Here is an 11,288-nt window from a genome sequence, read left to right on the forward strand (position 1 = left end):
TCGCAAACCTAAGGTGGGAGCCGGGCTTGCCCGAGATAGCGATCTATCAGGCGCCGACCGCCACCAGACTCAACAACTGCTCCCCCTCCACCGCAAATTGCCCCTCCAACTCCTTGCCATAACACCATTCAGCAGACAGGTCCGTCAGCAACCGCAACCGCACGCGCCCGGCCTGCGACCACTCAAGCACCTCGGCATGCTCAAAGTAGAAACGCTTTTGCACAATCGGATACAGCGCTTTGAACAGGCTCTCCTTGACCGAAAACGTCAGCGTCACCAGCAAGGCAACCTGCTCGCGTGGCCCCAGTGCCATGCGCTGCAATTCGTCGGGCGTCAGAATCTCCCCAGCCAAACGCTCCGCCCGCTCCAATGACAGCAGGTTCTCCAGGTCCATCCCCAGCCCGCGCCATTGCGCCTTGTGCCCGACAATGGCCGCTGCATGCCCGGTGCTGTGGGTGATGGAGCCGCTGATATGCCCAGGCCACACCGGCGCACGGTCATCACCGATGGCCGGCACGCAATCCAGTTGGTCAAGCTGTTGCAGCGCTGCGCGGGCGCACAGGCGACCGGCGAGGAATTCCGCCTGGCGTTTGGCCACCGAGCGCTGGATGCTGGCCGGCGGCGGCACTGCGCTGCGCTGGAAGTCATCGGCGAGCAACAAGGCCGGGTCGAATCGCGTGCTCAAGAACACCGTGCCCGGCAGCGGGATGGGCAGTGGCCAATGGGCGTCGAGTGGGGTGCAGCAAGCGGGTAGAGGCGTCATGCGCGGTATTTTGCGTCAGTTGGTACGCCAGTGCATAGCCCGCAGCGGTTCAGGCCAGGTTCAGAGCCCGTTCAGGGGGAGTTCAGGGGCGCCTGCGTAGTCTGGCTTTAACAGCCAAAACGCGTAGAGGTAAGCCCAATGACTGCGATCAAAAAGCTGATTCTGGCCTTAAGCATGCTCGGTGCCACTGCTGGGGTTCAGGCTTCGGACGGTGCTTTTGCCGGGTTCGGCAGCGAGAAAACCAGGAAATCCAGCAACCTGATCCAACGTGTGAGCCTCGAAGAGGTAGGCGGCCAGGCCGCGCCTTGGGGCCAATCCTTGGGCATGACCACGCCGCAACCTGCCTACCGTACCGGCTACGAACACCTGACGGGCCAATACAATGGCATTAAACTGCGCCCGCAAGACTTGCAGGGCCGCTATGATATCCCCCTGTCGGACAGTTGAATCGCCTTGGAGAGCCTTATGAAATTGCTGGTCGTGGAAGATGAGGCGCTGCTGCGCCATCACCTGTTCACCCGCCTGACCGACAGCGGCCATGTGGTCGAAGCTGTGGCCAATGCCGAGGAAGCCCTGTACCAGACCGGCCAATTCAACCATGACCTGGCGATTATCGACCTGGGCCTGCCCGGCATGGGCGGCCTGGACCTGATCCGCCAACTGCGCAGCCAGGCCAAGACTTTTCCGATCCTGATCCTCACCGCGCGCGGCAACTGGCAGGACAAGGTCGAAGGCCTGGCCGCCGGTGCCGACGATTACGTGGTCAAGCCGTTCCAGTTCGAAGAACTGGAGGCGCGGATGAACGCCTTGCTGCGCCGCTCCAGCGGGTTCACCCAATCGACCATCGTCGCCGGGCCGTTGCTGCTGGACCTCAATCGCAAACAAGCCTCGCTGGATGAGCAGCCGCTGGCGCTGACGGCCTACGAGTACCGGATTCTCGAGTACCTGATGCGTCATCATCAGCAAGTGGTCGCCAAGGACCGCTTGATGGAGCAGCTCTACCCCGATGACGACGAGCGTGATCCGAACGTGATCGAAGTGCTGGTGGGTCGCCTGCGCCGCAAGCTGGAAGGCCCGGCCGGGTTCAAGCCGATCGACACCGTGCGTGGCCTGGGCTACCTGTTCAATGAGCGCTGCCGTTGATTCGCTCGCTACGTGTGCGCTTGATGCTCGCGGCCACCACCCTGGCCGTGCTGTTTATGCTGGGCTTGTTGCCCGCCATGCAAGGCGCGTTCAGCCTGGCGCTGCAGGATTCCATCGAGCAGCGCCTGGCCTCGGATGTGACTACGCTGATTTCCGCCGCGCGGGTCGAAAACAACCGTCTGTTGATGCCGGCGCAGTTGCCGGACGAACGCTTCAACCTCACTGACAGCCGCCTGCTCGGTTACATCTACGACCGTGAAGGCCATCTGGTCTGGCGCTCGCGGGCGACTCAGGAAGAAAACATCAACTACAAGCCGCGCTACGACGGGCGCGGTAATGAATTTGCGCGGATTCGCGAAGCCAATGGCCAGGAGTTCTTCGTGTATGACGTCGAGGTCAAGCTGCTGGGCGGCAAGAGCGCGGCGTTCAGTATCGTCGCGCTGCAACCGGTGCGTGAATACCAACTGACCCTCGAAGGCCTGCAGGAAAACCTCTACCTGGGTTTCGGCGCGGCCTTGCTGGTATTGCTGACGCTGTTGTGGCTGGGCCTGACCTGGGGCCTGCAAGCCTTGCGCCGCTTGAGTCAGGAACTTGACCAGATCGAAGGCGGCACCCGCGAAAGCCTCACCGAAGAACACCCCCGCGAACTGCTGCGCCTGACCGGCTCGCTCAACCGTTTGCTGCACAGTGAGCGCGAGCAGCGGGCGCGCTACCGCGACTCCCTCGACGACCTGGCCCACAGCCTGAAAACCCCGCTGGCGGTGTTGCAGGGCGTGAGTGAGGACATGGCCCAGCGCCCGGAAGAGCGCGGCCAGGCCTGGGTGCTTCAATCGCAGATCGAACGCATGAGCCAGCAGATCGGCTACCAATTGCAGCGCGCCAGCCTGCGTAAAAGTGGCCTGGTGCGTCACCAGGTGCGCCTGGAACCGGTGTTGCAAAGCCTGTGTGACACGCTGGACAAGGTTTACCGCGACAAACGCGTGACCGTGACCCTTGAGTTGCCGCCCCAGTGTGATGTGCCGATCGAGAAGGGCGCACTGCTTGAAATGCTCGGCAACCTGCTGGAAAACGCTTATCGCCTGTGCCTGAGTGAAGTGCGCATCAGCCTGACGGAGAACCTTGAAGGCACTGAGCTGTGCATCGAAGATGACGGCCCTGGCGTGCCGCCCGATCAGCGTGCGCGGATTCTGCAAAGGGGTGAGCGGCTGGACCGTCAGCATCCGGGGCAGGGTATCGGCCTGGCGGTGGTCAAGGACATCATTGAAAGCTACAGCGCGCGGCTGACCCTTGGGGATTCGCCGTTGGGTGGCGCGGCGTTCAAGATTCACTTTCCGGCGGCTTGATCCTTGTTGCCCTTACTGGCCTCATCGCAGGCAATCCACCTCTAGCTTTCTTGCGCCCGATACGCCCCCGGCGTCAGCCCGGTCCACTTCTTGAACGCCCGATGAAACGCCGACGGTTCCGAAAACCCCAACTGCTCGGCAATCTCCTGCAACGACAAATCCGCACGCCCCAAGTGATAAATGGCGATGTCCCGCCGCAACTCATCCTTGAGCGCCTGAAAGCTGGTGCCTTCCTCGCGCAAATGCCGGCGCAGGGTTTGCGGGCTGATGTGCAGGTGCTGGGCGACGGCCTCCAGGTCGGGCCAGGGCGTGCGGTCGCGGCTGAGCAGGCGGCGCAGCTGGCTGCTTAAGCTGTCGCCTTCATCGGGCCGCGACAACAGGTCAGCGGGCGAGCGCTCGAGAAAGTGCTTAAGGGTGCGCTCGTCCTGCAACAACGGCAGGCTCAGGTATCGGGCGGGAAACACCAGGCTGCTGTTCGGTGCGCCAAATACCTGAGGGCACGGGAACAGCAGGTCGTATTCGCCCGCATGGGCCGGCATCGGGTAGCTGAACGTGGCCTGCTGCAGCCGGATACGCTGGCCGATCAACCAACTGCCCAGGCGATGCCAGATCACCAGCAGGCACTCGCTGAGAAAGTGGTCCGGGTCCCACAGCTGCGAATCGTCCAGGCTCAAACGGGCCAAGTCGCCTTCTCTGGTCAACTGCCAGCGCGGCCCCTGCGGGAATAGGCTATAAAATAATAAGCCGCGTTCCAGAGCCTTCTCCAGGGTGCGGCAGTGAATCAGCGCGTGGCACATCATGGCGAAGGTGCCGCGCTTGCTCGGGCCTTCGGCAAACCCCAGGTATTCGTCGTCCAGCCCCAGCCATAGCATTTGTAACAACCGGGTAAATTGCTCGGGGGCGATGCGGGCGCGGGGTTCGCTCAGCAGTTCCGGGGTGATGCCCACTTGCAGCAGCAGGCCCGAATAGTCGTAACCCGCGCGGCGCGCACCGCCCAGAGCGGCGCGGGCGTAGTGACTGGCGATGGTACGTTCACGCATGTGAGGGCCTCGTCCATGGAGTGGCGGATGTTAGCCATCACCGGGTAGGGCGACAAGGCGGATATCCGCCAAATTGTAGGACGAGATGGGGTGAGTGGGCGGAATTCCGCCACCTCATCCACAGTGGCGAGGGCGTGATGTTTGTCCTGGGCCCTGATGTCTAAAGGCCTTCAGGCGATTAGAGCAAAGTGGCACGGCGTTTGCGATAGGGATTACAGCGCAGGAATGTTCCTACAGGCCTCGCAAACAACAAATCCCTCCAGTGCAGGAGGGTTCGCAATTGAAGTGTCGTGGGCAATGGCGGATCTTTGCCACACGGTGCGATTGAGGAACTTTGCAATGACGACTCGTCAGCCAATCTACAAATCCCTGTATTTCCAGGTGATCGTCGCAATCGTTATCGGTATTTTGCTCGGTCACTTCTACCCGCAGACCGGCGTGGCCCTCAAGCCACTGGGTGACGGCTTTATCAAGCTGATCAAAATGGTCATTGCCCCGATCATCTTCTGCACCGTTGTCAGCGGCATCGCCGGCATGCAAAGCATGAAATCGGTGGGCAAAACCGGCGGCTACGCGCTGCTGTACTTCGAAGTTGTTTCCACCATCGCCCTGCTGATCGGCCTGATCGTGGTCAACGTTGTGCAACCGGGCGCCGGCATGCACATCGACGTAGCGACCCTGGACGCCTCCAAAGTCGCGGCCTACGTGACCGCCGGTGCAGACCAGAGCGTGGTTGGCTTTATCCTCAATGTGATCCCGAACACCATCGTCGGCGCTTTCGCCAACGGCGACATCCTGCAAGTACTGATGTTCTCGGTGATCTTCGGTTTTGCCCTGCATCGCCTGGGTGCCTACGGCAAGCCGGTGCTGGACTTCATCGATCGCTTCGCCCACGTGATGTTCAACATCATCAACATGATCATGAAGCTCGCGCCAATCGGTGCCCTGGGCGCCATGGCGTTCACCATCGGCGCCTACGGTGTAGGTTCCCTGGTGCAGCTGGGCCAGCTGATGATCTGCTTCTACATCACTTGCATCCTGTTTGTGGTGGTGGTGCTGGGCGCTATCTGCCGCGCCCACGGTTTCAGCGTGTTGAAGCTGGTTCGCTACATCCGTGAAGAGCTGTTGATCGTACTGGGTACTTCCTCCTCCGAATCCGCACTGCCACGCATGCTGATCAAGATGGAGCGTCTGGGCGCGAAGAAATCCGTAGTAGGCCTGGTGATTCCGACCGGCTACTCCTTCAACCTCGACGGTACTTCGATCTACCTGACCATGGCTGCCGTGTTCATCGCCCAGGCGACTGACACCCACATGGACATCACCCACCAGATCACCCTGCTGCTGGTGCTGCTGCTGTCCTCCAAAGGCGCTGCAGGCGTGACCGGTTCGGGCTTCATCGTACTGGCCGCCACCCTGTCGGCCGTAGGCCACCTGCCGGTTGCCGGCCTGGCGCTGATCCTGGGTATTGACCGCTTCATGTCCGAAGCCCGCGCACTGACCAACCTGGTGGGCAACGCGGTTGCCACCATCGTTGTGGCCAAGTGGGTTAAAGAACTGGACACCGACAAGCTGCACAGCGAGTTGGCATCCGGCGGCACCGGTATCTCCGATACCCGTCCGGAAGATGACCTGGGCGTGGCCGAAGGCCCGGCGCCTGCCATCAAGTAAAATGCCCAGGGTGTGAACAACACCCAAAGCCTGCAAACGCCCCGACTGGTTCGGGGCGTTTGCGTTTCTGACGTGGCGCTTTGGGTTTTGCTTGCTTTACAGTAAGTGAATACTTTATCCGCTGTAGGAGACCTGATGGACAGTGTGGATCTGAATGTCCTGCGCAGCGTGCTCGAATGGCGCCGTGCCGGGCACCGAGTGGTGTTGTACAGCGTGGTTCAGACCTGGGGCAGCGCGCCACGCCCGCCGGGGGCAATGCTGGCTTTGCGTGGCGATGGTGTGGTGATCGGCTCGGTGTCGGGCGGTTGCATCGAGGACGACTTGATCGCGCGCTTGCAGGATGGTCGCTTGCCGGAGGATGGCCCGCCGGTGCAGTTGGTGACCTACGGCGTCACCCGCGATGAGGCGGCGCGTTTCGGCTTGCCGTGCGGCGGCACGTTGCGCCTGACTGAGGAACGCGTGGATGAATTCGGCTGGGTCTCGCAATTGCTGGCGCGCTGTGAAGACCACCAGATTGTCGCGCGTGAGCTGGACCTGAGCAGTGGCAAGGTCACCTTGAGCGGCGCGGCCAAGACCGATGTCGTGACCTTTGATGGCGAGCGCCTGCGGGCTATCTACGGCCCGCGTTGGCGTTTGCTGTTGATCGGCGCCGGGCAGTTGTCGCGCTACGTGGCTGAAATGGCGCGCCTGCTGGATTTCGAAGTGCTGATCTGCGACCCGCGCGAAGAATTCGTCTACGGCTGGGAAGAGCAGCATGGCCGCTTTGTGCCCGGCATGCCGGATGAGGCGGTGCTGAATATCCAGACGGATGAGCGCACGGCTATCGTCTGCCTGACGCACGACCCTCGATTGGACGATATGGCGCTGCTGACGGCGCTCGACTCATCGGCGTTCTACATTGGCGCCCTCGGTTCGCGGGTCAATACGCAAAAGCGCCGGGAAACCCTGGCGGCGCTGGGGTTGTCGGCTGAGGCGATTGCACGTCTGCATGGGCCGATCGGGTTGCATATCGGTAGTCATACACCGGCGGAAATTGCTCTGTCACTGATGGCGGAAATTGTCGCGATCAAGAACGGTGTTGCGCCAATGCAGAAAAAACCAATGCCCGTGGTGGCTGAGTAGTGGTCACGGCGATTGTGCTGGCAGCCGGGCAGGGCAGTCGTTTTCGCGCTGAGGCCGGCGCTGATCAAGACAAGTTGCTGGCCGATTGCGTAGGCGTCGATGGTGTGACACGCCCCGTGATCGAACAGGTATTGGTGAGCTTGCCAGCGTGCATCGTAGAGCGCTGGCTCGTCACCTCGCCGGACCGCCTCGCCGTTATTCGTTTGGCCAAGGCGTATGGCTGTGAAGTCTTGTTGCTGGACTCGCCAGGTATGGGCGACAGCATCGCGGCAGCCGTCGCAGCCAGTGGTGACGCCGATGGTTGGTTGGTGGTGTTGGGGGACATGCCGTTTATTCAGTCGTCGACCCTTGAGCGAGTGATTGACGCGGTCCAGGACGATGGCATCAGTGTGCCGGTACAGGCGGGTAAGTACGGGCATCCGGTGGCTTTTGGCCGGGCGCTGGGGCCGCAACTGATGGCATTGAGCGGTGATCGTGGCGCGAAGCCGTTATTTTCCCAGGCGGTGGTGCGGCAAGTGCACGTGGAGGATCCCGGTGTGCTGTGGGATGTGGACGTACCGCAGATGCTAAGTTTCAGCACAGACTAACGGTGGGAGCCGGGCTTGCCCGCGATGCAGGCACCTCGGTGTGTCAGTCACGCTGCGGTGATGCTATCGCAGGCAAGCCAGCTCCCACCGTTGATCTCCACAAGGCTTGATCTCCACAAGGCTTAAGTTGAACGCCCATAAAAAAGCCCCGCCTGATCGCTCAGGCGGGGCTTTTTAGTGGCTGATGGAATCAGACGAGGGGTTTAGGCTCGTGCTCTGCTTCCAGGGCCTTGTGCTCAACCACGGCTTCAACAACCGGGGCTGGTGCCTCGACCGCGTCGGCAGCCGGTGCGGCAGCGGCTGCAGCCGCGGCGGCTTCAGCTTCCTTGCGACGACGACGCACTTCACGTGGGTCGTTCGGCGCACGGCCGTTTTCGGTCAGGGCGCTGGCAGGCGCCGCTTCAACCACGGGGGCTGCGACTTCGGCAACCACTGGTGCTTCAGCAACTACGGGCGCTTCAACCACGGGTGCAGGCTCAACCACCGGGGCTGGCTCGGCAACCACTTCGGCAACCGGTGCAGGCGCTTCTTCTACCACAGGGGCAGGTGCTGGCGCTTCAACCGGTGCAGCGGGTTCGGCAGTCCACTGGAAGGCGGTCTGTTCTTCGCGAACTTCACGCACTGCCGGGGCAGCTTCTTCGACAACCGGCGCTTCAACCACGGCTTCAACCACTGGCTGAGGCTCGGCAACCGGTGCAGGCTCGACAGCAGCCACTTCGACTTCTGGCTGAACGTCGCGCACTTCACGCACTGGCGAGGCAACTTCCACTTCCGGAACCACTGGGGCTTCGATCGGGGTAGTGGCTTCGACGACTGGCGTTTCAACAACCGGCGCTTCAACCACTGGGGTCTCGGCAACCGGTGCTTCTACAGCCGCTGTTTCTTCAACAGCAGCGGTAGCGCGTTCAGCTTGCTCATGCGCCTGGGCTTCAGCCGGTGCGCTGATCACGCTGCTGGCAACGGCGGCGGTCACCGCCAGGCCGGCAGCCAGTTCGGCGCCCGTTGGCTCTGCGGTGGCCGCTTCGCCGTTCTCGCCGGTCTCTTCCGAGCCTTCGATCACATTGCCGTTGGCATCACGCTGACGCTCACGACGGTTGCTGCGACGACGCTGGCCACGGGAGCGGCGGCGTGGACGATCGCCTTCGGCGTTGTCCTGACCGTCTTCCTGCAGTTGCTCTTCACCGGTCAGCACTTCTTCTTCGCTGGTGGCAGCGGCTTGCTCGGCACGTGGTTGACGCTCTTCACGCGGTGGGCGCGGCTGGCGCTCTTCACGTGGGGCGCGTTCTTCACGCGGCTGACGAGCCGGGCGTTCTTCGCTGACAGCTTCGGCAGCAACGGCGGCTACTGCCGGTGCAGCGTCCAGCGGCTCGCGCAGTTCACGCACACGTTCTTCACGCTCGCCACGTGGCTTGCGGTCTTCACGCGGGGCACGCGGAGTACGGGGTGCGCGCTCTTCGCGTGGTGCGCGTTCTTCACGGGCTACGGTTGGGGTCTCTTCACGGGCTTCGCGAGGTGCACGTTCTTCACGAGGTGCACGTTCTTCACGAGGTGCACGCTCTTCACGTGGCGCGCGTTCTTCACGCGGTGCACGTTCTTCGCGCGGCTTGCGCTCCTCGTCACGGCGACCGTTGCGGTTACGGCTCTGTTGACGGCCGTTGCGACGTTCTTCATTACGGGCCGGGCGTTCGGTAGCAGGCTTTTCAACCACAACCGGCGCAGCAGGCTCTTCTTTGCTGGCGAACAGGCTGACCAGCGACTTCACCAGGCCTTTGAACAGGCTTGGCTCAGGCAGGGCGGCCGGTGCGGCAACCGGTGCAGCGACTTCAGCCGGGACCGGTGCGTTCGCACGCGCCGGTGCGGTCTTCACGGCGGCTTCCTGGCGAACCAGAGTACGGGTCGCAGCGGCTGGCTGGACTTCTTCCACTTCGGCAGCGGCAGCGGCGATTTCGTAGCTGGACTGGCCACTGTGGGCTTCCGGGCTGTCATCACGCAGGCGTTGCACTTCGAAGTGCGGCGTCTCGAGGTGATCGTTCGGCAGGATGACGATGCGGGCACGGGTGCGCAGTTCGATCTTGGTGATCGAGTTGCGTTTTTCGTTAAGCAGGAACGCGGCCACCGGGATCGGCACTTGCGCGCGGACTTCGGCGGTGCGGTCTTTCAGGGCTTCTTCTTCGATCAGGCGCAGGATCGCCAGGGACAGCGATTCAACGTCACGGATGATGCCGGTGCCGTTGCAACGCGGGCAGACGATGCCGCTGCTCTCGCCCAGGGAGGGGCGCAGGCGCTGACGGGACATTTCCAGCAGGCCGAAGCGCGAGATGCGGCCGACCTGTACGCGGGCACGGTCAGCTTCCAGGCATTCGCGGACTTTTTCTTCCACGGCGCGCTGGTTCTTGGCCGGGGTCATGTCGATGAAGTCGATCACGATCAGGCCGCCGATGTCGCGCAGGCGCAGCTGGCGGGCGATTTCTTCGGCTGCTTCCAGGTTGGTCTGCAGCGCGGTTTCTTCGATGTCGCTGCCTTTGGTGGCGCGCGCCGAGTTGATGTCGATGGACACCAGGGCTTCGGTCGGGTCGATCACGATGGAGCCGCCGGAAGGCAGTTCGACCACGCGCTGGAAGGCGGTCTCGATCTGGCTTTCGATCTGGAAACGGTTGAACAGCGGAACGCTGTCTTCGTAGAGCTTGATCTTGCTGGCGTACTGCGGCATCACCTGGCGAATGAAGGTCAGGGCTTCGTCCTGGGCTTCAACGCTGTCGATCAGCACTTCGCCGATGTCCTGGCGCAGGTAATCGCGGATGGCGCGGATGATCACGTTGCTTTCCTGGTAGATCAGGAACGGCGCGGAGCGATCCAGGGAGGCTTCTTTGATGGCGGTCCACAGTTGCAGCAGGTAGTCGAGGTCCCACTGCATTTCTTCGCTGCTGCGGCCCAGGCCTGCAGTGCGCACGATCAGGCCCATGTCGGCAGGGGCGATCAGGCCGTTCAGCGCTTCACGCAGTTCGTTGCGTTCTTCGCCTTCGATGCGACGGGAAATGCCGCCGGCACGCGGGTTGTTCGGCATCAGCACCAGGTAACGGCCGGCCAGGGAGATGAAAGTGGTCAGGGCAGCGCCCTTGTTGCCACGTTCTTCTTTTTCGACCTGAACGATGACTTCCTGGCCTTCGCTCAGGACGTCCTTGATGTTCACGCGGCCTTCGGGGGCTTTCTTGAAGTATTCGCGGGAGATTTCTTTGAGGGGCAGGAAGCCGTGGCGCTCGGAGCCGAAATCGACAAAGGCAGCCTCAAGGCTTGGTTCGATGCGAGTAATACGGCCTTTATAGATGTTGGCCTTCTTTTGCTCGCGCGCACCGGATTCGATGTCCAGGTCATAGAGGCGTTGGCCATCTACCAGTGCAACACGCAACTCTTCGGGTTGAGTTGCGTTAATCAGCATTCTTTTCATGTTGTACCGTCGGTTTCCGGGCTGCCGGAAACGGCGTTCGGCACACACGACTTCTCACGGTCGGTGTCAGGTGCGTCAAGAGTGGTTGGCCACTCCAGTGTCCAGCAATAACGAGCCAATTGGGCCGGTATCGCGACGGACGCGTCCTGCTTGTTAGCGGTGGTGACAAAGGCA

The 11,288-nt window shown here is 62.1% G+C and carries 9 protein-coding genes; 6 read left to right on the forward strand and 3 right to left on the reverse strand.

What is annotated here, in order from left to right; genetic code table 11:
* Window positions 1-46: 46 nt before the first annotated feature.
* A complete protein-coding gene (locus tag BLV67_RS12675) occupies window positions 47-763 on the reverse strand; it encodes a 4'-phosphopantetheinyl transferase family protein (protein ID WP_065929329.1) in 717 nt (238 codons plus the stop codon).
* Between the two features lie 138 nt (window positions 764-901).
* Between BLV67_RS12675 and BLV67_RS12680 the strand changes: the two genes are divergently transcribed.
* From BLV67_RS12680 to BLV67_RS12690, 3 genes are read left to right on the forward strand one after another with little or no spacing between them, the layout of a single operon-like run.
* Window positions 902-1,210 carry a hypothetical protein gene (locus BLV67_RS12680; RefSeq protein ID WP_065929328.1) on the forward strand — a complete coding sequence of 103 codons (309 nt, stop codon included), beginning with the start codon at window positions 902-904 and terminating at the stop codon, window positions 1,208-1,210.
* An 18-nt stretch (window positions 1,211-1,228) separates the two neighbouring features.
* Window positions 1,229-1,906: a response regulator gene (locus BLV67_RS12685; RefSeq protein ID WP_017138377.1), complete on the forward strand. Its 678-nt coding sequence runs from the start codon at window positions 1,229-1,231 to the stop codon at window positions 1,904-1,906.
* A complete protein-coding gene (locus BLV67_RS12690) occupies window positions 1,903-3,249 on the forward strand; it encodes an ATP-binding protein (RefSeq protein ID WP_069787957.1) in 1,347 nt (448 codons plus the stop codon). The genes BLV67_RS12685 and BLV67_RS12690 overlap by 4 nt, the downstream gene beginning before the upstream one ends.
* A 41-nt stretch (window positions 3,250-3,290) precedes the next feature.
* Here the strand turns inward: BLV67_RS12690 and BLV67_RS12695 are convergent, their stop codons facing one another.
* Window positions 3,291-4,289: an AraC family transcriptional regulator gene (locus BLV67_RS12695; protein ID WP_017138375.1), complete on the reverse strand. Its 999-nt coding sequence runs from the start codon at window positions 4,287-4,289 to the stop codon at window positions 3,291-3,293.
* Window positions 4,290-4,628: 339 nt separating this feature from the next.
* On the opposite strand from BLV67_RS12695, the gene BLV67_RS12700 reads away from it, so the two are divergent.
* The 3 genes from BLV67_RS12700 to BLV67_RS12710 all read left to right on the forward strand — a co-directional run bounded on the left by BLV67_RS12700 (window position 4,629) and on the right by BLV67_RS12710 (window position 7,669).
* Window positions 4,629-5,960, forward strand: a complete 1,332-nt coding sequence (locus BLV67_RS12700; protein WP_017138374.1) for a dicarboxylate/amino acid:cation symporter — start codon at window positions 4,629-4,631, stop codon at window positions 5,958-5,960.
* A 135-nt stretch (window positions 5,961-6,095) separates the two neighbouring features.
* Entirely contained in the window at window positions 6,096-7,082 is a 987-nt protein-coding gene (locus BLV67_RS12705; protein ID WP_065929325.1) for an XdhC family protein, read from the forward strand.
* Entirely contained in the window at window positions 7,082-7,669 is a 588-nt protein-coding gene (locus BLV67_RS12710) for a nucleotidyltransferase family protein (protein WP_069787958.1), read from the forward strand. Before BLV67_RS12705 ends, BLV67_RS12710 begins: the two co-directional genes overlap by 1 nt.
* A 190-nt stretch (window positions 7,670-7,859) precedes the next feature.
* Here BLV67_RS12710 and rne read toward each other — a convergent pair whose 3' ends face one another.
* Window positions 7,860-11,114: a ribonuclease E gene (rne, locus tag BLV67_RS12715; RefSeq protein ID WP_069787959.1), complete on the reverse strand. Its 3,255-nt coding sequence runs from the start codon at window positions 11,112-11,114 to the stop codon at window positions 7,860-7,862.
* Between the last annotated feature and the right edge of the window lie 174 nt (window positions 11,115-11,288).

Source organism: Pseudomonas salomonii (genome assembly GCF_900107155.1).
Taxonomy (GTDB): Bacteria; Pseudomonadota; Gammaproteobacteria; order Pseudomonadales; family Pseudomonadaceae; genus Aquipseudomonas; species Aquipseudomonas salomonii.